The sequence below is a fragment of the Neorhizobium sp. T25_13 genome, assembly GCF_002968675.1.
Taxonomy (GTDB): domain Bacteria; phylum Pseudomonadota; class Alphaproteobacteria; order Rhizobiales; family Rhizobiaceae; genus Neorhizobium; species Neorhizobium tomejilense.
On record NZ_PVBI01000003.1, the window covers coordinates 1 to 22,325 of the forward strand.

The window sequence follows — 22,325 nt, forward strand, 5'->3', positions numbered from 1 at the left end:
CCGCCCGCCCGCCAAGAAGCCTCGCACCCGCAGGCGCGGCGGTTTCTGACCGCGCATCCCGAAAAGCACACCCTCGAAAATCAGATAATAAAATCAATTGCTTGCATTGGAAAAGTCCTGTGCTTTTCGTAGTTGCGCGCACGATGATACACCGTGCACCATCTCAAAATGCATCGGAGCAAACAAAATGTCGGGCAAGAAGGTCGTTTCATCCGCCTCCCTCATTGATCAGAAGCGGTCCGCCGAAACCCGGCTTGATGAACTCCGCCAAGCGCAAGTCGATGCCCTGGAACTGGGCGAGGAGTTCGAGCACAACAATGAAATCCTGCTGATCAACGAGCATCTAGCGGCCCTCGACAAGGCCATCGTTAGAGCCCAGAGGCGTGAGCAGCGCGAGGCCGACGAGCGGGCCACCCTGCAAGCACGGCAACTGGCGTCGACGCTGATCGAAAGCATCAGGTCCATCGAGGAGGAGCGGCTCGCGGCGCTGGACAAGGCCCAACAGAGTTTCGATCTCGCCGTCAGTTCGATTTTCGACTTTCTGCAGATCTGCGGCACCCAGCAGCTCATCTGCCAGGATGCGGTCGATCTTTTCAACAGCCAGCCGCAGAACCGACGTCGGATCAAGGGAATGGTCTATACGCCGGGAGATCGCGACATTCATGAGTTGACGGAATCAGCGGTCAAAGCTCGTATCGGAAACTATATGGCCGACGCCTTGCGGGCGTTCAACGATGCGGCCGGCAACGGCAGGATGGGAGACGTTACCTGGTCCGGGCGGCGAATACTCGAACGACGCTGGACGGAAGAGGAGCGCAGCGCCGTCGAAGGGCGCATCGAGCGCGACCTCGCCATGAACATGGCCTATATCGCCAAGTCGATCCCGGTGCCGACCGATGCCGAAGCCGAATAACCGCAAGCTCTCCACGGCAGATGTTTGCCAACGATATGGAATCAGTCGCCACACCCTGCGGCGGTGGTCCCAGCATCCTGAGATCGCATTTCCGAAACCTATCTGGATCAACCGCATCCACTTCTTCGATGAGGCGGAAATCCTGAAATGGGAGTTGCGCCGCGCCGGGCTCAATCCGGATGTGCCGGAGTCGATCGAAGGCTTTCCCGTCGTCTCAGGCTTCATCACCGACTACGACCAATTCGTGAACGCGATGATTGCCCAGCGCGCGCGGCGAAAGATGACGATGATCGAGCTGGACGCCAGATCGGGGATGCAGGAGGGCTACACCTCCAAGCTTGAGAATTATCAACGCCACTATGGCCGCGGCGTCGGCCCCGACACTCTGCCGCTGTGGCTGGGCGGTCTCAGGGTTGCCCTCGTTCTCGTCGAACTGCCGCGGGCAACCAGGAATTTCAAGCAATTAGCAGAGGTCGCGTAGTGCTTTGCTCGCTGAGGTGGACGCGATGATACTTCCTAAAATGAAAACGACCGAACCCAAATCTGAGCTGCCAAAACCGGCCGATGACCGCCTGGACTTCGGCCAACTTGACGATCCGAAAGAGCTAGGCGATCCGCCGCTCGATTTTGGCGAGATCGACGTACCCCCGTCTGGTTTCGAGAACCGGGGAGATATCTAATGGCCACCCAAATTCGCCACCGTCGCGGCACCACGGCCCAGCACGCGGCATTCACCGGCGCCCTTGCCGAAGTCACCGTAGATACGGACAAGAAGACGGCCGTCGTACACGATGGGGTGACGGCTGGCGGCATCCCACTGGCACGCGATGACGGCAAGAACGACGGTGCCTTCGGTTACTTGCAAGACATCAAGACGAACGATTATCCCATCGTCGTCGGCGATATCGGCAAGATGCTGGTGGCTAACAAGGCGACGGCTATCAACTTCACGCTTGGTACCGCTGCGGCCCTCACATCCAAGTTCGTTGCCGGCTTCAAAAATATCGGCGTCGGCGTGCTGAGCATTACCCCGACCGGCGCTGAGCTGATCGATGGCGTCAATGCCGCGATCACGGTCCCGGCCGGCGGTTCGGTCATCCTCAAAGGAGACGGCACCTCCTTTCGAACCTACCTCAGCAACGGCGACGTGACAGGCTCCGCGATCAATAACGCACCGGCGCTTACCGGCGCCAATTTGGCAAATAACGACAAGATCCCGGTCTATGATGTCTCCGCCGGCTTGCTGACCAGTCTCCTGTATTCCGAACTCCTGGCCGGCACTTTCAAAACGTCGCGCACCATCGCCAACGCCCAGTTCGATTCCGCGAGTTTCAAACTATTCAACGCGGCTGGAACACCCCGCGCTCTAACCTTCAACACCACAGCATTGACGGCCGATCGGGTCGTTACGATGCCGGATTCTCCCGTGGACCTTGGGGCGATGGGGATTAAAACGGACGCCGTGGTTACGTTGTCAGGTGTCAGTCAGGACATAATTGGGATACCAACAGGCGTACGTCGTATTTTTGTAGCCCTGAATAAGGTGACTGTATCTGCTGCCGCTCAACTGTTCATGCAGCTAGGCAGCTCGGCTGGCGTAGTCACGACTGGGTACGAAGGCTCCGCAGGTTTTGCGGGCACAGGCGGCGCAGGCGGTGCCGCGTTGACCACGGGGCATCCGGTTACCTATCAAACTGCGAGTATGGTAGGGCCCTACATCGGTCACCTCATGTTAACTCGCATAGGAAGTACGAACCAATGGCTAGTGACGTCAGTTGTCCAAGTGATTAGTGGTGGCATGGTCATGGCCACTTCTTTGGTTACTCTACCGGGAACCCTTGATCGCATCCGGTTCGGCACAGTTGCCAACACTGCCACACTCGGCGGTTCCGTGGAATTCTTCAGAGAAATGGATATCTAAGATGGCGCCGAGATACATCTATGATCTGATTTCCGGCACATACAGCCAAGAGGAATTCACCCCTGAGCCGCCCGCCTTTCCGACTTCTGGCGAGGTTGACTCCGAGCGCGACCGCCGCATCACTGCAGGCTTCACCTTCGAAGGGGTCTTATATCAATCACGTCCCGAAGATCGTGAGAACATCATGGGCGCATCCACTGCAGCGCTCGCGGCCTTGGTGGCTGGCGCACAACCTGGTGATTACCATTGGCATGGCGACCCGAACACAGAGTTTGCGTGGATAGCCGCCGACAATGCTTCGCATCCTATGGACGCTGAGACTATGTTCGCCTTCGGCAAGGCCGCGATGACTCACAAGCAGCTCCATATCTTCGCGTGTCGCGCGCTGAAGGACATGGACCCTATTCCGTCCGATTTCGCCACCAATCCGGCCTATTGGCCATAGGGTCACCGCGGCTCCATCACCGCCTTGCAGCGGTCCCAATACTCCTCGACCATCCGCGTTGCCTCCCGGGCGGTCTCGCAATAGCCGGCGTTTGGTGTTGGTGTCGTTCCCTTCAGGTTTCGCGGTACCCAGCCCGCCCAATGCCATTTGCCCTTCGTGGGGCCGTGCATCTCTTTCCTGATCCTGCCAACCGCACCGACGCCGTCATAACCGATCCAATCCAGATCGGTCGGCGGATCATTCTCGTCGATCTGCGTTCGTTTCCATTGGTATCCGGGCTGGTAGGGCTCGGTCACTCCTCGTCCTCGATCTCGTCGACTATGACGTTCCATGAACGCTTGGTGATACTCACCTTGATCTCGCGATCTCTCTTCCAGAGCTGCGGCTGAACAAATCGCCAGTGGATCGTTATGTCGATCGTGTTGTCGTCGCTAATGCTGCCCCAGTTCGGCGGTTTCAGGATAGGAAACAGGAAATCCTTCTCGCCATCAATTGCCAAGGCCGTTTCGCCTTCCAGGAGCGAGACGACAATTGATCGAGTGCTATGACTCAGGGCAATGCGCATCGCGTTGTCTTGGATGCCATTCGGCCATGACACGATGATGGGTCGTTCGCTTCGGTTTATCACTCGAAGGTAGGCGCCTTTTTGCCTGCCGCCTGGAATGAGCGGCTGGGCCACTATGAAGGCGGCAGGTTCGTAACGGTAGAAGCGCTCCCAGATAACGAACGCGGCGGTCACCATGCCGACAAGCGCGCCAAAGCCTTGCATCGCCTCCCAGATCATTTCGGATCCTGATCCAGCGCCTGGTCGATCATCTTCTCGCGTGCGGCCTCAAGGGCGGCGACGAACGGCTCGAACGATCCGGGCAACGGTTTCAGGCTCGTCTCGCCGTAGCCGAACAGCCTGAGCTCGTCGACGAATGCCTCGGCGGCTCGGATCAGGTCGGTGATCTCCTGCTGTGCCATCATTCCTCCCTGCGGCCGTGGCCAACTTGCACGTTTCCATAGGAGAACCACAATGGCCAAATTAGACAAGCTTTTCGTAACCGAGGCGGAGTGCGCCGAACGGATCGGTGTACCGACTGATGAGTTGAAAGCCATCGCAGCTGTCCTGACCAAGCAAGGGTTTCCCCCACAGGATCCACTCTTCAAAAACCGGCGTTATTGGCCTGCCGTTCGCGCCTGGCTCGACTGGCGTTATGGAATGTCCGATGAGCCTGGGGGCATCTATCCGCCCGATGAGATGGAGCCCTGGAAGCGCCGGCGCGGAATCACCGGGCCGCCCGGCATCGACGGCAAGGAAAACTGGAAATGATTACTTGTTGCCGCGGCCGAAGATGTAGGCAAGCGCGCTGGCGGCAAAGGCGATCGCTCTCTCTGCCTGCGCTGACCAGAATTCGGTCGCTTGCCCAGCCTCGCCCGCGCGGCTCCAGCAATAGAAAGCCCCCATCATCATCGCAACCATTACCAGAAATGCGATATAGGTGGGAGCCGACTTCTCTCCGCCAAATGCTCTGCCAAGGAAGCCAAGGTCGTGGCGCCTCATCGTCTCTTCGTGGCGATTGTTTTCTTGGGCTATCTTCAGCTGGAAATCGTGAGCTCGGACTTGGGCTTCATCAAACTCTGCATCATCGCCGCTTTTTGCCTGGATTGCTTCTTTCGCTGCCTTCCGATCAAACGCCATATTCAAACGCCAGCCTGTTCTTGATCACCGGAACGGACACGGCGAAGAGCTTCGAAAGCCCTTCCACGTTGGTAGTTCGCCAATACTGATCTAGGAGAAATCGCGGCACCAGGAGGTGACCGGCAAACGCGTTCGCTTCCTTTTCCTGCGCGTCATTGCCAGTGTAATCGGCGTCCCGCATGAGCACACTGTATTCGGATGAGCGAACCCAGTCTGCGTGTAAGATGTGGTGGCCGAGCTCGTGTGCAATCGTGAAGGTTTGACGAAGAGGGTACTCTTGTTCGTTCGCGATAATGGTCTTTGTATCGGCATCGTAGAAGCCGGAAATATTGAAAAAATCCCCTCCGAACCTAGCAAACACCACCTCAACCCCAAGGTTTCTTGCGATCTCCGCTGGGTTGATGGGCGGCGCGAGGACACCGAACTCGTCGTGAATGCGTTTAACCTCGCGCTTGACGCGGGCATAATTCGGAATGGTCAACGTGTCCATTGATGCCCTCTCGATGGTATGATTTGGCTGAATATAAGCGAGTCCAGGGCGTTTACCAATGCTGGTATGCACGCAGATCTACTGCAGTCGACACGGATCACTTCTGCTTCTCGTCGGCATAGCTAAGGCGGGTCTTGTTCCGTTCGGTAAGCCAGTCCCCCCAGCTCACTCGCTTTTGGCTCATCTCCATATAGGGTTCGAGTTTCACGAGGATTCGATCGAACGTCTCGTGCAGTTCCCTGAAGGCCGTATGGGAACCTGTATCGACCTCAGCGCACAGGCGATGAATCTCCTCCAGTTCGGAAACCACATCTCGCCCAAACAAGAAACGCCCTCTGGCGAGGAGCTCGTTTGGCAGGCCCTGATCCCTCAGTAGGGTACGCTTTCCGCCCCGACTGACGATCTCTCGAACGCCCATGAATACCTCAAAGCGCTTCTCGAACAGATCGAGCACGACTTTTTCGTGCGCGGTTCGCCATTGGCGATAGGCGATTGCCCCGGCAGCGATGGCGACAGCAGGAGTTGCCAACGCTTGCACGATCTGGATCCAGGTCGGCACGTCGTTCATCGCTTCAACCTCACGCCGGCCCCGCCGTTGCTCATCGCGCCGGCTTTTTGAAAACGATTTTTTTCGTTCGAAGCTTCCACTCACCATTCTCCGGATCCAGAATAGCTTCGCCGATCCTCACGAGTTGCTTCTGATCACAAGCGGCCCAGACGCTATCAATGCCGTTGCCTTGCGGCCCGTATTTCCAAAGTTTACGAAGGGCCAAAATGGCACCGGATTGATTATCAACAGGCCGCCAGTCGCCATAAGGCTGCAGGCCCGTCGATTCATAGTCGATTTCCTGGAATGCTACGCCGAAATTATTTGCCACCTGAGCGGTATCAAGAAAGTCTACGCCTGCATCTTGGAGGGCGTTTTTTATGGCCGCGGTCGTTCTCTCTTGGGCAGTCACAAGCCCCGGCTCCGTTTCGAGGCGCTTGATAGATGGGAGGGACACTCCAGATGCCCTCGCCAGATCCTTTTGTTCCCAACGTAAAAGAGCGCGAGCCGCCCTTATCTGCTCACTCGTGATCATTGATCCTCGCTAGAATAATACCCCAGGTATTGACGATTCCTCTGGTATCAGATAATACCCTAAGTATTGATTAACGCAAGAACCGGAGATTTTAATGCCGAACACCACCGTTCCGGCCGCCGCTGAAGGCGTGCCAACTGAAGCCATCATCGAAAAGCGTATCGCCGAACTCGCGCGGGAGATCGGCTCCCTTCTCGATCAGGTGCCTAAAAAGGGTCAGCTCGTGATTTACGCTGCATCTATGGGCCAAAAGCCCCGTTATGAATTTGAGATCAGCCTTGAAGGACCCGCGCTTTCGTCCGCGCTCTTGGAGGGCGTCGACAAGCTGGGCGCGGCGCGAGGCTTTGCAGAACTCGTGGATCTCGCCCTTGAGGGTCTCTCGGCTGATCCGGATCTCGTACAAGCGGTGAACGCCCTCCAGTATGGCCTCTCGGGAATTCATAGGGAGATCAGCGCCGCGGCCGGGTCTATCGAAAGAGCTCGCCGGCTAGCCTGCTGATGTTGCCCCAGAAGTTGCCCAGAATTTCAGGAAAGGTGGCGCTTAGCGCTAAAACCCTGGAAAATGCTGGTGGGCCCGGAGGGACTCGAACCCCCAACCAAGCGGTTATGAGCCGCCGGCTCTAACCATTGAGCTACAGGCCCGCCGATCCGGCAGAAGTGGGGCGCAATGGTCCGCCGTCACATCAAGGTCCGCTCTAACGCAATTCACGAGATGCTACAAGCCGTTGCCGCAATAGCTTCACAATCAACCGGCAGGTAGGCTCGTCTGGCGCGAACAGGCCGAGCCGATTCCCGTTTCGGCGGGTTCGCGCGGCAGACGGAACATGGCGGGCGGTCCGGGAGCAGCATTCCCCTCCGCCCTGACAGATCGGGGAGAACATCCATGCGCGTTGCGCTTTCGTCGTCACGTCTCGTCCTTGCAGCCGCATTCGCCGGTGCGGTCGCCGTCTCTTCCGCGGGCCAGGTCCTGGCCCAGGATATCCGCCCCCGCGAACCGGTCATCAATGTGCTCGGCGAGGGCCAGGCCTCGGTGGCGCCCGACATGGCCGTCCTGACGCTTTCGGTGGTTCGCAACGGCAAGACCGCGGAAGCCGCACTTTCGGCCAGCAGCGCCGCCATGAAGGACGTGCTTTCGGCCATAAAGGGCGACGGCATCGCCGATCGCGATATTCAGACCAGCAATTTCTCGATCTATCCGCAATACCGCCACCCCGAACCGAAGGGTGGCGTCATCGAACCGCCGCAGGTGATCGGCTATGAGGTGTCCAACACGCTCACCCTCAAGGTCCGCGACCTTCAGAAGCTCGGCGGTCTCATCGACCGTTCGGTGAAGCTCGGCGTCAACCAGGGCGGTCAGATTACCTTCACCAACGACAAGCCCGACGACGTGATGACCGAGGCGCGCAAGAAGGCGGTCGCCGAGGCACTCGCCAAGGCAAGGACGCTGACGGACGCGACCGGCGTCAAGCTCGGCCGGATCCTGGAAATCAGCGAGAATTCCATGCGCCCCGCACCCCAGCCGATGATGCGCATGGCGATGGCCAAGGACATGGCCGCCGAAGCGGTTCCGGTCGCCGGCGGCGAAAACACCTATACGGTGACCGTCAACGTCACCTTTGCCCTCGAGCAGTAATTACGGGCTGTTGAACAAAGCCGGGCGCCGCCTCAATGGCGCCCGGCCCTCCCTCGCCCGCAAAAAGGCAAAAAATAAAACGCCCCCACCGGATCGTCAGACCTGGTGGGGGCGCTTGTCCTCCGTCAACGGGCGATGGAGACGGAAGGGTTCCTTTGGGATGAAGCCTAGCGGCGAATGACCGGGCAGCCGCGCTCGTTGGCGAAAACGATCCGGTCAGGGCCGCGGCGGCCGAAACCGGCAACGATCACGACCCGGCGGCCGGCATCCACGACGCGGGCACGGCGCAGGCCCATCCGGCTTGCCTTTTCTTCTGCCAGCCAGGGAGAGCAACCGCGGGGGCCACGATCCGGACGCCAGTCACGATCACCGCCGCGATCCGGACGCCAATCGCGATCACGGTCGCGATACTGGACCTGGATAGCGAATTCCGGGCCGGCGGCAGCAGCCGTCGGGGCTGTTGCGGAAAGGCCGGTGAGCGCGATGAGAGCGGCCACGCCGGCCTTGACGATCATGCTGGTCATAGAATGTTCTCCGAAATCCGGGCCAGGTTCTGCGGCCCCAAAGGTTGTTGCTCTCGCCTTTCCGAGCGATTGGCGCGACCCTAGCCCAAGGGGTCTGAACAACATCCTAACCGGTCATTCAGCCGGTATTCATCTGCCGCTGGTACCGAAATGGTCACGGCGAAAGATGCAGCACGACCTGGCGGACATGCGGGTGATCGCGATGTTCGAACAGATAGATGCCCTGCCAGGTGCCGAGCGCCAGCCGTCCGTCCCTGACGGGAATGCCGAGCGAAACGGCGGTCAGCGCCGCCTTGATATGCGCCGGCATGTCGTCGGGACCCTCGGCGGTGTGGGTGACCCAGCGCATGTCAGGATCGGTGGTCGGCGGCACCAACCGGGAGAAGAAGGTCTTCAGGTCGCGGCGGACATCCGGATCGGCATTTTCCTGGATGATCAGGGAGCAGGACGTATGGCGCACGAACACGGTAAGCAGCCCCTCGCCCACTTGCGCGCGGCGCAAAAAGTCCTGCGCCGCGTCGGTGAATTCATAGAGCCCCTGGCCGCTTGTGGAGATCGAGATCACGGTCTGGGGCATGGGGGGTCCTTTATCGGCGAAGGCGCCGGCAGCAAAAATAGAAGCACCGGCAGGGAGACGGCACTCCTATCACCGGCCGGCTACAATGTCAGGAAGGGCTCGAACCCGCCGAAGATCATCCGTTTGCCGTCAAAGACCTGCGTCCACTCGTTTCCGGAGAACCGCTCGTCCTTCATCACCCTCGCATTGATCTCGTCCCGGCGGGCCCGGCTTTCATAGGTGATCCAGGAGAAGATGACGATCTCGTCCTCCTTGGCCTGCACCGCCCGCGGGAAGGAGGTGAGCTCTCCGTAGGGCACGTCGTCGCCCAAGCATTCCACATAGGACAATGCGCCGTTTTCCATCCACACGGTGCCGGCAAGGCGCGCCATGTCCTTGTAGCGTTCAAGATTGGCCTTGGGCACGGCAAGAATAAACCCGTCGACATAGGGCATGATTTTCCTCCTTGGTTGCGTCAACACCCCAAGGACGTGGGAGGGAAAGCAAAGTCGACAAGTGCACCGGCTTTTTCTTCGCCCTCCAGGTTTCTCACCCTCAAAGCTCAGAAGGGCGGCGAGCACACGCTCGGCGGCCCGTCCGCCTGTCAGAACTGACCCGCTTCAGGGGCGCCAAGCTCGTCGATGGAATCGACCCGGTCGGGATAGAAGGCGACGTGTTCCTTGATCCCGGAGACGGCTTCGTAAGGGTTTTCGTAGGACCAGACGGCATTCCTGGAACGCTCGTCGCCAGCCGGAATGCTGAAATAGGAAGCCTCTCCCTTATACGGGCAGTAGCTCTGGTGGTCGGTCCGCTCAAGGAGCGACATATCCACATCCTTGCGCGGGATATAGTGGACCGGCGGATAGGAGGACTCGCGCAAGGTGAGCGAATTGACGCTATCGGCAATCACCTTGCCGCCAAGCTTGACCACTACCCGCGCCGGATTGTGGGTAACGGTAATCGGGTGATCCGGCCCTGGGATTTTCTGTGCCCTGGCATTCATGGTTCGTCCTTTCGGGTTCGACGCATGTTCCCGATATAGGGCGTCCCGAAACGCCACCAAGCGGCCGAAGCGGAATGCTCCGGCCATCGACGGCGAACAATCGCCGCGTCACCCGTCAGAACGTGGTAATCACGCTGATGCCGGGCGTTTCGGATCTGTCGAGCGTCATCAGCCCCGGCACAGCTTCTTCGAGGCTGATCCGCTTGGCGATCAGTTGCTGCGGCTTCATCTTGCCGGCCTTCAACATGGCGAGCATCGCGTCGTAGCGCCAGGCCTGCATGCCGTGGCTGCCATAGATCTCAAGCTCATGGCCGATCACCTGTGCCATCGGGATCGAGGGCGTGGCGTGCTCGCCGAGCATCAGCCCGACCTGCACGTGCCGGCCGCGGCGGCGGAGATTCTTGATCGAATTGAAGCAGGTGACCGGATGGCCGAGCGCGTCGATCGACACATGCGCGCCACCCCCGGTGATCTCGCGAACCGCCTCGACCACATCGGCGACCGTGCTCGCATTGATGGTTGCAACCGCACCGCATTGGCGGGCGAATGCCAGCTTGTCTTCGGAAAGATCGATGCCGATCGCGTTCGCTCCAAGCGCGGTAGCGATCATGATCGCCGACAGCCCGACGCCGCCGCAGCCATGCACCGCGACCCAGTCGCCAGGCCCGGTGCGGGCCTGGTCGGCAACCGCGCGGAAGGAGGTGGCGAACCGGCAGCCAAGGCTTGCCGCCGTCGCATCGTCGATCTCTTCGGGCAGGTGCACGAGGTTGGTGTCGGCATAGTCGATCGCCACATATTCGGCGAACGAACCCCAATGGGTAAAGCCCGGTTGGAACTGGTTGGGGCAGACCTGCTGGTTGCCGGAATGGCATTCGGAACAATGGCCGCAGCCCGACACGAACGGCACCGTCACCCGGTCGCCGATCTTGAAGCGCATGACGCCCTTGCCGGTCGCTACCACCTTGCCGGCCAGTTCATGTCCCGGCACATGCGGCAGGCGGATATCCGGGTCATGCCCCATCCAGCCATGCCAGTCGCTGCGGCAGAGCCCGCTCGCGCCGACCTTGACCACGACACCATCAAATGTCGGCTCCGGATCGGGAACATTGCGGATTTCCGGCGCCTTTTCAAAGGCATCGTAGAACATGGCTTTCATGGCGGGCCTCATCTTGAATCGGGTGAAGCATAGTCGACGAGGCTCGCGGGTCAATCGAGTAGAGATCTGGCTTGCCCGACCGGGGCGGCTAGGCTCAGTCTCATCACGATGACCGGAACGCCGTGAAATTAGCCCCGAACCGCTCCATCCTCCGCAGGGCCGACACTGCTTCTAGAATCCGGGAAAGCCACGCTTGCGCCATTCGCTCCGCGGCACCGGCTTGCCGACTTCAAAGGCGAAGGAGATTACCTTGGTGGCGTCCTCATTCACCTCGCAGCGGAACCTGAGGTCATACCATTGCGCGTTCGCCCGAAACTCACTGCGCTTGATCTCCAAAACCGATCCGCTCGACAGTTCATAAACCGGCACTATTTCCGGCCTGAAGGATTGGGGCGAATGCCGCAGCTGCAGGTTCAGTTCGGTCCAGCAGAGTTGCCCTGCCCGCACGCTCCGTGGAATGCTGCCCATCGCGATGGTAGCAATGGGATCGTCCGTCGCACTCGGCGAAAACAGCGTCTTTGCCTCCGTCAGCTCGACCGGCTTGCCGGGGGGCGGCGTCTTGGAAGTGTCGCTCTTGGGCGAAGCGATTGGCGGCGCCGTCACGATCTCGGTCTTGGCCGCATCCGGCGAGGTGCCGGCAATGGGACCGTTCTGCAATCCGTTGGCCGCCGCAATGCCGACCTCAGGCAGCTGGATATCGTCCGGCACCGGATTGGCCGGTGGTGCCTCCACGACGGCAGGCGCCTCCTTGGCCTGTTTTACCGGTTCGACGGACTTCGCATCCACCTTGCTCTCGGCGGGCGGGCTGGTCGTTTCCTTCGATGCATTGCCGGTCAGAGATTTTTTCGGCCCGGCATCCTTCTCGCCGAATTCGAAGACGGGGCGCTGAGCCGGCAAAGGCTGCTTCTTGGCCTCTTCGGGGGACGGCGGCTCGGTGGGCTTTTCCTCAGGCGCCGGCGGAGGCGGAGGTGGCGGCTCCGCCTTCTTCGCCTCTTCCTGCTTCGGCGGCTCGGGCGGCGGGGTTGGCTCCGCCTTCTTGGCCTCTTCCTGGTTTGCAGGTTCCGGAGGTTTCGTCTCCTCCGGTTTCGCCTCTTCCGGCTTCTTTTCCTCGGCCTTCTTTTCCTCGGGTTTCGGTTTTTCCGGCTCTTCCGGCGGAGGCACGATTTCGACCTGGACGGTCTCCTCCTTCTGCGGCTCGGACTGATCGACCGGCAGATGGAAGAAAAGGGCCGCCGCGAAAACGACATGCACCAGGATGGAGGCAGGAATACCCCATCTTATGTCGCCGCGCGGCTTTCCAGATAAATCCGTCATGGCAGCGGATGTAAGATGGAAAGCCGGCCGTATCGAGTCCCCGAATGATCAAAACAATGCAAAATCCAGCTTTCCGGAGCGATTTGCGCTGCCGCCCCTCTCCCATGGGACTCGTAAGGAGTTTGCCGTTGCAAACAAACCGACCATAAGGTATGTTTATTCATGTCGAAAGCTCACAGACGCGAAAAGCAGCCAGACCACGTGCGGCGATCCCTCTTGGATCATGCGGCGCGATGCGCCGTTTCCGAAGGTCTCGCCAGCCTCACCCTGCAGGCGGTCGCCGATGCGGCCTCCGTCACCAAGGGCGGGTTGCTGCATCATTTCCCGAGCAAGCAGGCTTTGATCGAAGCCGTCTTCGAAGATCTCCTCGGCAAGCTCGATATGGAGATCGACCGGCTGATGAACGAGGACGAAACCGATCGCGGCCGGTTCACGCGCGCCTATGTCGACGCTTTTTTCCAGGTGACCCGCGATGGGCCTGAAAGCCCCTGGGCGGCGCTGTCGATCTCCTGCATGACCGATCCGCGACTCAGGCAGATCTGGTCGGAATGGATGCGCGATCGGCTGCAGCGTCATGCGCAGACCGACAGTCACCCGGCCCTCAAGCTCGCGCGCTACGCCGCGGACGGCATATGGCTCGCCAATCTCATGGAAGCGGACGGATTACCGGCGAAAGAGCTCGCCGAACTTCGTGACCAACTCCATAACCTCACGAAACAAGAGTAACGGAAATGAACCCCGCAATCCTCACCTACGGCTCGCTTGCCGCTGCCATCGTGCTGGAAGTCGTTGGCACCACCTTCCTGCAGCAGAGCCAGCAGTTCACCCGGGCGCTTCCGACCATCCTCATGGGGCTGTGCTATGGTATTGCCTTCTATCTCCTGTCGATCGCCTTGCGCACCCTGCCGGTCGGCATCGCCTACGCGATCTGGAGCGGCCTCGGCATCGTGCTGATCTCGGCCGTCGGCCTGATCCTGTTCCGCCAGACCCTCGACACCGCCGCCATGATCGGCCTCGGCCTGATCATCTCCGGCGTGGTGGTGGTCAACGTGTTTTCAAGCTCGGTCGGGCATTGATTGCGGAAACGACGCTTCGGACGTATATTTGCAGGGAATGATCAGGAGATCACGATGACTGCGATCACTCTGGCGGAAGCAAAAGAAAAACTCGGCGAATTGATCGACCGCGTCGCACAAGGCGAGACGGTTGAGATTACACGCGACGGACTGGCAGTCGCGCAGCTTGCGCCTCCGCGGTCGAAAAAGCAGCCAATCGACTTCGAGATGCTCAAGGCGATACGGGAGAAAATGCCTCCGCAAAGTGAAGACGCCGGAACATTCATGCGACGTTTCAGGGACGACGAACGCTACTGATGTTCTACATCGATACATCAGCCCTGATTGCTTTGCTGGTGGGAGAGACATCCGTCGAAAGAGTGCTCGACTGGTTTGCGAGGAACGGAGACCGGCGAACTCTCGTCAGCGAGTGGACAATCACCGAGTTTTCGTCCGCACTCTCGGTGAAAGCGAGACACGAACGAATGCCCCAGGAACTGCGGCAACTGGCACTGGCGGGGTTCAATCGCATGGCCTCTCAATCCCTCGAAATACTCCCGATATTCTCTCGCCATTTCGTCGCGGCCGCGCGGCTCGCCGACGATATCGACGTTGGCCTCCGCTCGGGCGACGCATTGCATCTCGCCGTCGCAATGGAAGCCGGCGCGGAAATCTTTACGCTGGACAAGCGGCTCGCTTCCGCGGCAAACGCCCTCGGCGGGCGCAGCATCCTCCTGTAACGGAAAAACCCGGCCTGCTCTCGCAAACCGGGTCTCTCTGATTTTCTAACCGCTGAAACCGTTAGCTGTCCAGGAAGCTCCGCAGCTTGCGGCTGCGGCTCGGGTGCTTCAGCTTCCTCAACGCTTTCGCTTCGATCTGACGGATACGTTCGCGGGTGACCGAGAACTGCTGGCCGACTTCTTCGAGCGTGTGGTCGGTGTTCATGCCGATGCCGAAGCGCATGCGCAGCACGCGTTCTTCACGCGGCGTGAGCGAGGCGAGGACGCGGGTCGTGGTTTCGCGCAGGTTCGCCTGGATGGCCGCATCGATCGGCAGAAGCGCGTTCTTGTCCTCGATGAAATCGCCGAGATGCGAATCCTCTTCGTCGCCCACGGGGGTTTCGAGCGAGATCGGCTCCTTGGCGATCTTCAGGACCTTGCGGACCTTTTCGAGCGGCATTGCGAGCTTTTCAGCCAGTTCTTCCGGGGTCGGCTCGCGGCCGATCTCGTGCAGCATCTGGCGCGATGTGCGAACGATCTTGTTGATCGTCTCGATCATGTGCACCGGAATGCGGATCGTGCGGGCCTGGTCGGCGATCGAACGGGTGATCGCCTGCCGGATCCACCATGTGGCATAGGTCGAGAACTTGTAACCGCGGCGGTATTCGAACTTGTCGACCGCCTTCATCAGGCCGATATTGCCTTCCTGAATGAGGTCGAGGAACTGCAGTCCGCGGTTCGTGTACTTCTTGGCGATCGAGATGACGAGGCGAAGGTTCGCTTCGACCATTTCCTTCTTGGCGATGCGTGCTTCGCGCTCGCCCTTCTGGACCATCGAGACGATCCGGCGGAATTCGGCGATCGAGATGCCGGTCTCCGTCGCAAGGTTTTGGATTTCCTGGCGGATGTCGCGGATCGTGGTGTTCTCGGCGCGCGCGAACTCCTTCCAGCCGCGGGCGGCCAGATTGGCGATCGATTTCATCCAGTTCGGATCGAGCTCGGCACCCTGGTACTGTTCGAGGAACGAGTCACGCTTGACGCCGTAGGATTCGGCGAGGCGCAACAGGCGGCCCTCGTTCTGCATCAGGCGCTTCGAGATGTCGTAGAGCTGCTCGACCAGAGAATCGACACGGTTCTGGTTGAGCGACAGCGACTTCACCGCGGTGATCAGCTCGTCCTTGAGTTCCTTGTAGCGACGCTCCTGGGCGGACGACAGCGTACCGGTTGCCGCCAGACGCTGCTCGACCTGCTGGTCCTGCAGCTTGCGCAGCTTCTTGTAGGTGTCGGCGATCGTGTCGAGCGTTTCCATGACCTGCGGACGCAGCTCGGCTTCCATCGCGGCGAGAGAAAGGCTCGACTCGTCGTCGTCCTCTTCCTCTTCCTCGAGGTTCATGCCATCGCCGCCGACAGCGGTAATGTCGTCGTCGTTGGCAGCGGAGAAACGAGCCTTGCGGGTCTTTTCCTTCTCCTCGGCGGCCTTGCGGTCGGCCTCGATCTTTTCCGGGCTCTGGAACTGCGGCGCTGCCTTGGCTTCGGGACCGGAATAGGTCGTTTCGAGATCAATGATCTCGCGAAGCAGGGTGGTGCCTTCGTTCAGTTCGTCACGCCAGATGATCAGCGCCTGGAAGGTCAGCGGGCTCTCACAGAGCCCGGCGATCATCGTTTCGCGGCCGGCTTCGATGCGCTTGGCGATCGCGATTTCGCCTTCGCGCGAAAGAAGCTCGACGGAGCCCATTTCGCGCAGATACATGCGCACCGGGTCGTCGGTACGATCGGTCGGCTCTTTCTTCTTCGCGGTCGCGAGCGCAGTGCTGGAGGTGGTGGCGATTTCGCCGCCTTCGCTCTCATTGTCATCGCTGTCGCCGTCAGCATCGTCGTCGCTGGCGGTGGTTTCTTCCGCCTCTTCGTCTTCGACGACGTTGATGCCCATGTCCGACAGCATCGCCATCGTGTCTTCGATCTGCTCGGAGGTGACTTCCTCCGACGGCAGCACCGAGTTCAACTCGTCCATGGTGACATAGCCGCGCTTCTTTGCGGCTTTGATCATCTTCTTGACGGCGTCGTCAGAAAGGTCGAGAAGCGGACCGTCGTGCGAGCCTTCGCGTTCGTTCTCTGCTTCTTCGTTTTCTTTGACTTTTGTTGCCATGTATTTCGTCGCTTTCCCTGAACGCTACTTTCGCCGCGCTTCGTGGCCACCGGCTGAAGACGGGGTTGACCGCCTTAGTCGCGAATCACTGTCCAACACGTAACGGAATGACCTTTAATTCCCGATTACCATTCGGCGGCCGTTTTTGACTCAGGACCGTCCTACAAGAGGATCACCGGTCATGTTCGGTGCTATTGACCCACTCCGCCTATTTTGCCTTGAAATGGTGATTCCCACAAATTAACGCCCCGTCAAGCATTTCCGTAGGTCATACCCAGGAAATGTCAAAAATACGCCCTTTAAGGGGGTCTAATAGGGGTACGCTCACCAGATTTAACCGATATGTAGGCGGTAGGCCCTGAAAGACAAGGGTTTGCGTAGACATAAAGGCTTATGCTTTTCGTCCGGCATATTCCCTAGCGGGAAGCACCGTCATACTGGGTTACCGTCAGCGTGGCAATGTCGATTTCCGGCACGCATCTCAGATTGATCGCCGCCATCTCCGCGCCGTTCGGCATCGTCGCTTCGCTGAACGGTGCGATACCGCAAGTGGCGCAGAAGTAGTGCGTGATCACATGCTTGTTGAACTGGTAGGAGGAAAGGTTCTCCCGCGGGGTCGCGAGCCGGAACTGGCTGCGCGGAACGAAAGCCAGCAGCACGCCCTTTCGCCGGCAGAGGGAACAGTTGCATTCCATCGCGGTGCCGAACTCGCCCTCCGCCTCGAAGGCTATCTTGCCGCAATGACAACTTCCCGAAATCTGCATCAAGCTCCCCACTCCGCCGACTCAACGCCGATACAATAGGGCCACGCCATCGTTCGGCAAGGGGCGGGACTTCCGCGCCGCATGCCCCTCAGCCGTGGCTGACGGCGGCCCCCTTCACTCGACCGGAAAGCACCCCGAACCCGTCGATGATCGCTTCCTGGTTTTCCATCCGGAGAATTTCGAGCTGGACTTCGGACAGCGCCCGCAGCAGCGGCTCGATCTCACCCGCATCGCCCGCTTCGGTTGTTTCGGCGATTTCCCGCTCCAGTTCGATTTTCTGGAGCCTGAGCGCCTTGGTGCGCTTATGCAGCGACAGCGCCTGCCGATAACCTTCACGCGCATCTTCCAGCGCGGCGATCTCGGTTGCAGTCCACAGCCGCGCGTTGCGCACCTGCTGGTCCAGGGACTTCAGCATCACGTCGAACCCCTCGCCGGCAAGCCTCTGCATCAGGTATTCGCGCGAAAGGCTGGCGCCCGCAGTCGCGGCTGCCGGCAGCATCGCCGACCAGAAGCGCTGCAGGTCGCGGTTCTCGAAATCGATCGCGGCGATCTCGTCATATTCCTCCAGCAGAAGCTGGGGATGGTTGACGATGGTGAGCGCCAGCACGCTTTCGCGAAGCGCCGGCAGGTCGCGGTAACCGCGCACGAGGCCGGAGCGGGCGAGCCGGTCCGAAACGCCGGCAGCCCGTCCTGCTGCACGCGGTCCCTGCGGCGGACCGCCCTGGCCTGGCCTGCCACCACCTGAGCCGCGCTGAAAATTCTGGCGCCGGTCGCCCCCGCCGCGCGGCGCCGGCGCGAAGAAGCTGTTCAGCCGGTCGCGGATGGCCTGCTGATAATGGCGGCGCACGTTTTCGTCGGCGATGACGGAAACGATCTGCTTCAGCCGCGCCTCCAGCTCGGCGCGTTTTTCCGGCGTATCGAAACTTGCCGACGATGCCTCGCGCTGCCAGATCATCTCCACCAGCGGCTTTGCTTCGTTGAGCACCTTGTCGAACGGCGCGCGGCCCTCATGGCGGACGAGATCGTCCGGATCCTTGCCATCGGGAAGCAGGGCGAACCGCACCGATCTTCCGGGCTTCAGAAACGGAAGCGCCAGATCGGCGGCACGGCTTGCAGCCCTGAGGCCCGCGCCGTCGCCGTCGAAGCAGAGCACCGGCTGCGAGGTCATCCGCCAGAGAAGCTCAAGCTGGTTTTCGGTGAGCGCGGTGCCGAGCGGCGCCACGGCATTCTCGACGCCCGCCTGATGCAGCGCGATGACATCCATGTAGCCTTCGACGGCGATGATCGTGCCCTCGCCCTGCCCCGGCTTGCCGACACCCTGAGCCCGTCTGGCACGCGAAAAATTGTAGAGCACCCGCCCCTTGTGGAAGAGCTCGGTCTCGTTGGAGTTCAGGTATTTCGCCGGCGCGTCCGGCGCCATTGCACGGCCGCCGAACGCGATCACCTTTTCCCGCGACGACAGGATCGGAAACATGATGCGGTCGCGAAAGCGGTCGTAGGAGACAGCGATCCCCTCCCCGTGCACCACCAGCCCGCAGGCCTCGATCTGGTCCTTGGGCACCCCTTTACCCGCGAGATATTCCTTCAGCGCATTGCGGCTTTCCGGCGCATAGCCGAGACGGAAGGTCTCGATCGTGCGGCCGGTCAGCCCGCGATCGCGCAGGTAGGCGCGCGCCTTGGCCCCGACGGCGCTCTGGAGCTGGTCCTGGAAAAACTGCGTCGCCAGTTCCATGACGTCGAGCAGCGTCGTGCGTTCCTTCTCGCGCTTCTCGGCCTGGGGGTCCGGCTGCGGCATGGCGATGCCGGCCATATCGGCGACCGTCTGCACGGCTTCCGGAAAACTCTGCCCTTCGAGCTCGGTCAGGAACCGGAAATGGTCGCCCGTGACACCACAGCCGAAGCAGTGGTATCGGCCTTTTCGGTCCTCGCAATGGAAGCTCGGGCTCTTTTCGCCGTGGAAGGGGCAGCAGGCCCAATAGTCGCCGCGCGACACATTGGTCTTCTTGCGATCCCACGTCACCCGACGGCCGACAACGGCCGATATCGGCACGCGGTCGCGGATCTCGTCGAGAAAACTGTTGGAAAAGCGCATTTCTACCTCTTACGGCCAGCTTCCATATAAGCGCAGACCTTCAGGAACGCCACCGCCAAGGGAAATGCTTCCCGCTATTCACAGGGAGCGAACGGGGCAACCGGCTCGCCGGCGCCACTCGGTCAAATTTTTGACGGATCGTGAGCCGGCAAGACTATATTTTTGTAATTTTGCCAGACAGGCGCCTGGGGATTTGGCTCTTTCTGAAGTGGGAAGTGCCGGCAACGGAGGAATTTCCTTTGATTCCGGTACAGGGCGTGTTGCGACGCCTCGTACCGTCTCGCCGGTGGCAAATCCGCAACTCGGCCAGCGAGATTCGGAGAAACAAAAAGGCGGGAAGCCGATGATCGGATTCCCGCCTTTCGTTTGCCGGGCTTGAAAAGGGCAGCTTACTTCAGAAGATCCTTCACCAGGCCGGAAGCCTTGGCGAAGTCCATCTGGCCCGGGTGCTTTTCCTTCAGCACGCCCATGACCTTGCCCATGTCGCGCAAGCCCTGCGCGCTGGTCTCGCTGATCGCGGCCTGGCAGAATTCGCGGACTTTCTCTTCGGAAAGCTGCTCCGGCATGAACCCCTTGATGACGTCGATTTCCTCGCGCTCCTGCGTCGCAAGTTCGGCGCGTCCGGCGTCTTGATAGATCTTTGCCGATTCCTCGCGCTGCTTCACCATCTTCTGCAGGATCTGCAGGATGTCGTCGTCGCTGACGGGGTCCTTGCCGAGACCACGATTGGCGATATCGCGATCCTTGATCGCGGTCTGGATCAGCCGCACGGTCGAAAGCCGGCGGGTGTCCTTGGCCTTCATGGATTCCTTGAGCGCATCGGAAAGCTTGTCGCGCATCATCGTTTTTCTCCTTGGGAAAAAGCCGGCCGCAGGCATGGTGAATTGTGGCTTTTCCTTGGCATTCACACCGTTGTCATAGACGACAGGTCCGGGCCGATCAAATCAAATCACCCAAACCGTTGAATCCCCATAGGCTATAATCCTCGTGGAATTCTTGAGCGGCGAGATTGACCACCTCGTCCGCTTTGTCTATTTTCCGGCACCTGCACGAGATTTAGAGGTTTGGGCTTGCGCCGGGATTTCCGCGCGCCCGTCTCTCACGACCATAGATGGCCCTCGCAGCCTGTCTCTTCAAGGGACGGGACCGGTGAGGCAGAAGGATGGATATGACCGCGACCGCCCCCTGGACAATCAAGAAACCCACCGCATTGCTCGTTCTGGCCGACGGCACCGTGATCGAAGGAACCGGCATCGGCGCGACCGGCAAGGTGCCGGCCGAAGTGGTGTTCAACACCGCGCTGACCGGCTACCAGGAAATCCTGACCGACCCCTCCTATCTCGGCCAGATCGTCACCTTCACCTTCCCGCATATCGGCAACATCGGCACCAACGAAGAAGACGTCGAGGACCTGACGCCGGCAGCAAGGCGCGGCGCGGTCGGCACGATCTTCAAGGCCGACATCACCGAGCCCTCCAACTACCGCGCCGGCAAGGATCTCGACGGCTGGCTGAAGGCCCGCGGCATCATCGGCCTGTCCGGCATCGACACCCGCGCGCTGACCGCCTGGATCCGCCAGAACGGCGCCCCGAACGCCGTCATCGCCCATGATCCGAACGGCGTCTTCGACATCGAAGCCCTGAAGGCCGAAGCCCGGGCCTGGAGTGGCCTCGAAGGCCTCGACCTCGCCAAGGAGGCGACATCCGGCCAGTCCTCGCCGTGGAGCCAGAAACCCTGGGTCTGGAACGAAGGTTACGGCGAACTGCAGCCGGAAGACGCGAAATACCATATCGTCTGCGTCGACTACGGCGTGAAGCGCAACATCCTGCGCCTTTTTGCCGGCCTCGACTGCAAAGTGACGGTGGTCCCCGCCCAGACTTCGGCCGAAGACATCATGGCGCTGAAGCCGGATGGCATCTTCCTGTCGAACGGCCCGGGTGACCCGGCCGCGACCGGCGAATATGCCGTGCCGGTCATCAGGGACGTCATCAAGACGGATATCCCGACCTTCGGCATCTGCCTCGGCCACCAAATGCTCGGCCTGGCGCTCGGCGCCAAGACCGAGAAGATGCACCAGGGCCATCACGGCGCCAACCATCCGGTCAAGGATCACACGACCGGCAAGGTGGAGATCGTTTCGATGAACCACGGCTTCGCGGTCGATTCGAAGTCTCTGCCGCAAGGCGTTGAGGAGACTCATATTTCGCTCTTCGACGGCAGCAATTGCGGCCTGCGCGTCACCGGCAAACAGGTCTTTTCGGTCCAGCATCACCCGGAAGCCTCGCCCGGCCCGCAGGACAGCCACTACCTCTTCCGTCGCTTCATCAACATGGTGCGCGAGAAGAAGGGCGAACCCGCCCTCGCGGAACGCTGATTTCGGCGCTTTGAAAAAATCCAGCGACCCTATTGACCTCAACTTTGGTTGAGGTCCCATAAAACCCCTGTTCATCTCGAGCAGGGGTTTTTCATATGAGCGAAATACACAGCGGACGCGTGGTCCGCGTCAACAGGTTCTCGTTGCCGGAAGAGGCACGGCCTGAATTCATGGAGCTTCTCGAACGCACCCACCGGGTGATGCGCGAGCAGCCCGGCTTCATCGACGACATGATATTGGAACAGCAGGCAGGCGCCGACATTCTCAGCCTGATCACCATCATTCAGTTCGAGGGCGAGCACGTCCTCCAGCCGATTATCGCTGCTGTCGCACGGTCGGACAGGGAAGCGGGCATCGACCGTCAGGCTCTCAGCCGCGAGCTCGGCGTCGAAGCGAACGTTGGTTTCTATGCTCCGATCAAGGTCCGCGAGCTTCTGCCCGCCTGACCGTCTGA

31 protein-coding genes and 1 tRNA gene are annotated in these 22,325 nt (G+C 60.3%); 14 read left to right on the forward strand and 18 right to left on the reverse strand.

What is annotated here, in order from left to right:
* Positions 1-97: 97 nt before the first annotated feature.
* From C5J22_RS06890 to C5J22_RS06905, 5 genes are read left to right on the forward strand one after another with little or no spacing between them, the layout of a single operon-like run.
* The gene (locus tag C5J22_RS06890) at positions 98-913 is read left to right on the forward strand and encodes a hypothetical protein (RefSeq protein ID WP_172746553.1); all 816 of its coding nucleotides are present in this window, start codon (positions 98-100) and stop codon (positions 911-913) included.
* The gene (locus C5J22_RS06895; protein WP_105437677.1) at positions 897-1,394 is read left to right on the forward strand and encodes an AlpA family transcriptional regulator; all 498 of its coding nucleotides are present in this window, start codon (positions 897-899) and stop codon (positions 1,392-1,394) included. Before C5J22_RS06890 ends, C5J22_RS06895 begins: the two co-directional genes overlap by 17 nt.
* Before the next feature lie 40 nt (positions 1,395-1,434).
* Positions 1,435-1,593, forward strand: a complete 159-nt coding sequence (locus C5J22_RS31070; RefSeq protein WP_172746554.1) for a hypothetical protein — start codon at positions 1,435-1,437, stop codon at positions 1,591-1,593.
* Entirely contained in the window at positions 1,593-2,834 is a 1,242-nt protein-coding gene (locus C5J22_RS06900) for a hypothetical protein (protein WP_105437678.1), read from the forward strand. The genes C5J22_RS31070 and C5J22_RS06900 overlap by 1 nt, the downstream gene beginning before the upstream one ends.
* A gap of 1 nt (position 2,835) precedes the next feature.
* A complete protein-coding gene (locus C5J22_RS06905; protein WP_105437679.1) occupies positions 2,836-3,279 on the forward strand; it encodes a DUF4376 domain-containing protein in 444 nt (147 codons plus the stop codon).
* Between the two features lie 2 nt (positions 3,280-3,281).
* Here the strand turns inward: C5J22_RS06905 and C5J22_RS06910 are convergent, their stop codons facing one another.
* The 3 genes from C5J22_RS06910 to C5J22_RS06920 are packed head-to-tail and all read right to left on the reverse strand — an operon-like array spanning position 3,282 to position 4,245.
* Positions 3,282-3,575: a hypothetical protein gene (locus C5J22_RS06910; protein ID WP_105437680.1), complete on the reverse strand. Its 294-nt coding sequence runs from the start codon at positions 3,573-3,575 to the stop codon at positions 3,282-3,284.
* Positions 3,572-4,063 carry a hypothetical protein gene (locus C5J22_RS06915; protein ID WP_105437681.1) on the reverse strand — a complete coding sequence of 164 codons (492 nt, stop codon included), beginning with the start codon at positions 4,061-4,063 and terminating at the stop codon, positions 3,572-3,574. Before C5J22_RS06915 ends, C5J22_RS06910 begins: the two co-directional genes overlap by 4 nt.
* A complete protein-coding gene (locus tag C5J22_RS06920; protein ID WP_105437682.1) occupies positions 4,060-4,245 on the reverse strand; it encodes a hypothetical protein in 186 nt (61 codons plus the stop codon). Before C5J22_RS06920 ends, C5J22_RS06915 begins: the two co-directional genes overlap by 4 nt.
* Positions 4,246-4,297: 52 nt before the next feature.
* On the opposite strand from C5J22_RS06920, the gene C5J22_RS06925 reads away from it, so the two are divergent.
* Positions 4,298-4,594: a winged helix-turn-helix domain-containing protein gene (locus C5J22_RS06925; RefSeq protein ID WP_105435689.1), complete on the forward strand. Its 297-nt coding sequence runs from the start codon at positions 4,298-4,300 to the stop codon at positions 4,592-4,594.
* Here C5J22_RS06925 and C5J22_RS06930 read toward each other — a convergent pair whose 3' ends face one another.
* From C5J22_RS06930 to C5J22_RS32030, 4 genes are all read right to left on the reverse strand, one after another.
* Complete coding sequence (locus C5J22_RS06930; RefSeq protein WP_105437683.1) at positions 4,595-4,963, reverse strand: hypothetical protein; 369 nt, start codon at positions 4,961-4,963, stop codon at positions 4,595-4,597. It lies immediately after the preceding gene.
* Complete coding sequence (locus tag C5J22_RS06935) at positions 4,953-5,453, reverse strand: ImmA/IrrE family metallo-endopeptidase (RefSeq protein WP_105437684.1); 501 nt, start codon at positions 5,451-5,453, stop codon at positions 4,953-4,955. The genes C5J22_RS06930 and C5J22_RS06935 overlap by 11 nt, the downstream gene beginning before the upstream one ends.
* A gap of 97 nt (positions 5,454-5,550) precedes the next feature.
* Complete coding sequence (locus C5J22_RS06940) at positions 5,551-6,021, reverse strand: hypothetical protein (protein ID WP_105437685.1); 471 nt, start codon at positions 6,019-6,021, stop codon at positions 5,551-5,553.
* Positions 6,022-6,052: 31 nt separating this feature from the next.
* Positions 6,053-6,535 (reverse strand): hypothetical protein, encoded by a 483-nt coding sequence (locus C5J22_RS32030; protein WP_371412565.1) that lies wholly within the window; start codon positions 6,533-6,535, stop codon positions 6,053-6,055.
* Positions 6,536-6,629: 94 nt separating this feature from the next.
* Here C5J22_RS32030 and C5J22_RS06950 point away from each other — a divergent pair, with 94 nt between their 5' ends.
* Entirely contained in the window at positions 6,630-7,034 is a 405-nt protein-coding gene (locus C5J22_RS06950) for a hypothetical protein (RefSeq protein WP_105437686.1), read from the forward strand.
* A gap of 67 nt (positions 7,035-7,101) precedes the next feature.
* Here C5J22_RS06950 and C5J22_RS06955 read toward each other — a convergent pair.
* Positions 7,102-7,177, reverse strand: a tRNA-Ile gene (locus tag C5J22_RS06955).
* A gap of 241 nt (positions 7,178-7,418) precedes the next feature.
* Here C5J22_RS06955 and C5J22_RS06960 point away from each other — a divergent pair.
* Positions 7,419-8,168: an SIMPL domain-containing protein gene (locus C5J22_RS06960; protein ID WP_105437687.1), complete on the forward strand. Its 750-nt coding sequence runs from the start codon at positions 7,419-7,421 to the stop codon at positions 8,166-8,168.
* A gap of 167 nt (positions 8,169-8,335) precedes the next feature.
* Here C5J22_RS06960 and C5J22_RS06965 read toward each other — a convergent pair whose 3' ends face one another.
* The 6 genes from C5J22_RS06965 to C5J22_RS06990 form a co-directional block, all read right to left on the reverse strand.
* Positions 8,336-8,692, reverse strand: a complete 357-nt coding sequence (locus C5J22_RS06965) for a hypothetical protein (RefSeq protein WP_105437688.1) — start codon at positions 8,690-8,692, stop codon at positions 8,336-8,338.
* A 154-nt stretch (positions 8,693-8,846) separates the two neighbouring features.
* Entirely contained in the window at positions 8,847-9,269 is a 423-nt protein-coding gene (locus C5J22_RS06970; RefSeq protein WP_105437689.1) for a secondary thiamine-phosphate synthase enzyme YjbQ, read from the reverse strand.
* 80 nt (positions 9,270-9,349) lie between these two features.
* Positions 9,350-9,703: a DUF1428 domain-containing protein gene (locus tag C5J22_RS06975; RefSeq protein WP_046625741.1), complete on the reverse strand. Its 354-nt coding sequence runs from the start codon at positions 9,701-9,703 to the stop codon at positions 9,350-9,352.
* 149 nt (positions 9,704-9,852) lie between these two features.
* Positions 9,853-10,251, reverse strand: coding sequence for a DUF427 domain-containing protein (locus tag C5J22_RS06980; protein ID WP_105437690.1), 399 nt, complete (start codon positions 10,249-10,251; stop codon positions 9,853-9,855).
* A 115-nt stretch (positions 10,252-10,366) separates the two neighbouring features.
* On the reverse strand, positions 10,367-11,407 hold the full coding sequence (locus C5J22_RS06985; protein ID WP_105437691.1) for a zinc-dependent alcohol dehydrogenase family protein: 1,041 nt from the start codon (positions 11,405-11,407) through the stop codon (positions 10,367-10,369).
* 171 nt (positions 11,408-11,578) lie between these two features.
* Positions 11,579-12,721 carry a DUF930 domain-containing protein gene (locus tag C5J22_RS06990; protein WP_105437692.1) on the reverse strand — a complete coding sequence of 381 codons (1,143 nt, stop codon included), beginning with the start codon at positions 12,719-12,721 and terminating at the stop codon, positions 11,579-11,581.
* Positions 12,722-12,883: 162 nt separating this feature from the next.
* On the opposite strand from C5J22_RS06990, the gene C5J22_RS06995 reads away from it, so the two are divergent.
* Genes C5J22_RS06995 through C5J22_RS07010 form a run of 4 tightly spaced genes read left to right on the forward strand, consistent with a single transcriptional unit; the run spans position 12,884 to position 14,516 of the window.
* Entirely contained in the window at positions 12,884-13,447 is a 564-nt protein-coding gene (locus tag C5J22_RS06995; RefSeq protein ID WP_172746555.1) for a TetR/AcrR family transcriptional regulator, read from the forward strand.
* A 17-nt stretch (positions 13,448-13,464) separates the two neighbouring features.
* A complete protein-coding gene (locus tag C5J22_RS07000; protein ID WP_371412587.1) occupies positions 13,465-13,797 on the forward strand; it encodes a multidrug efflux SMR transporter in 333 nt (110 codons plus the stop codon).
* Between the two features lie 54 nt (positions 13,798-13,851).
* Positions 13,852-14,094, forward strand: a complete 243-nt coding sequence (locus C5J22_RS07005; protein WP_046603914.1) for a type II toxin-antitoxin system Phd/YefM family antitoxin — start codon at positions 13,852-13,854, stop codon at positions 14,092-14,094.
* The gene (locus tag C5J22_RS07010; RefSeq protein WP_105437695.1) at positions 14,094-14,516 is read left to right on the forward strand and encodes a type II toxin-antitoxin system VapC family toxin; all 423 of its coding nucleotides are present in this window, start codon (positions 14,094-14,096) and stop codon (positions 14,514-14,516) included. The genes C5J22_RS07005 and C5J22_RS07010 overlap by 1 nt, the downstream gene beginning before the upstream one ends.
* Positions 14,517-14,577: 61 nt before the next feature.
* On the opposite strand, the gene rpoD is transcribed toward C5J22_RS07010, so the two are convergent.
* The 4 genes from rpoD to C5J22_RS07030 form a co-directional block, all read right to left on the reverse strand.
* A complete protein-coding gene (rpoD, locus tag C5J22_RS07015) occupies positions 14,578-16,641 on the reverse strand; it encodes an RNA polymerase sigma factor RpoD (protein WP_046668753.1) in 2,064 nt (687 codons plus the stop codon).
* A gap of 416 nt (positions 16,642-17,057) precedes the next feature.
* The gene (locus C5J22_RS07020; RefSeq protein ID WP_105437696.1) at positions 17,058-17,405 is read right to left on the reverse strand and encodes a GFA family protein; all 348 of its coding nucleotides are present in this window, start codon (positions 17,403-17,405) and stop codon (positions 17,058-17,060) included.
* 88 nt (positions 17,406-17,493) lie between these two features.
* Positions 17,494-19,497 carry a DNA primase gene (gene dnaG, locus C5J22_RS07025; RefSeq protein ID WP_105437697.1) on the reverse strand — a complete coding sequence of 668 codons (2,004 nt, stop codon included), beginning with the start codon at positions 19,495-19,497 and terminating at the stop codon, positions 17,494-17,496.
* 389 nt (positions 19,498-19,886) lie between these two features.
* Entirely contained in the window at positions 19,887-20,339 is a 453-nt protein-coding gene (locus C5J22_RS07030) for a GatB/YqeY domain-containing protein (RefSeq protein WP_105400554.1), read from the reverse strand.
* 326 nt (positions 20,340-20,665) lie between these two features.
* Between C5J22_RS07030 and carA the strand changes: the two genes are divergently transcribed.
* Positions 20,666-21,871: a glutamine-hydrolyzing carbamoyl-phosphate synthase small subunit gene (carA, locus tag C5J22_RS07035; RefSeq protein ID WP_105438097.1), complete on the forward strand. Its 1,206-nt coding sequence runs from the start codon at positions 20,666-20,668 to the stop codon at positions 21,869-21,871.
* 95 nt (positions 21,872-21,966) lie between these two features.
* Positions 21,967-22,317 carry an antibiotic biosynthesis monooxygenase gene (locus tag C5J22_RS07040; RefSeq protein WP_172746556.1) on the forward strand — a complete coding sequence of 117 codons (351 nt, stop codon included), beginning with the start codon at positions 21,967-21,969 and terminating at the stop codon, positions 22,315-22,317.
* The last annotated feature ends 8 nt before the right edge of the window (positions 22,318-22,325 follow it).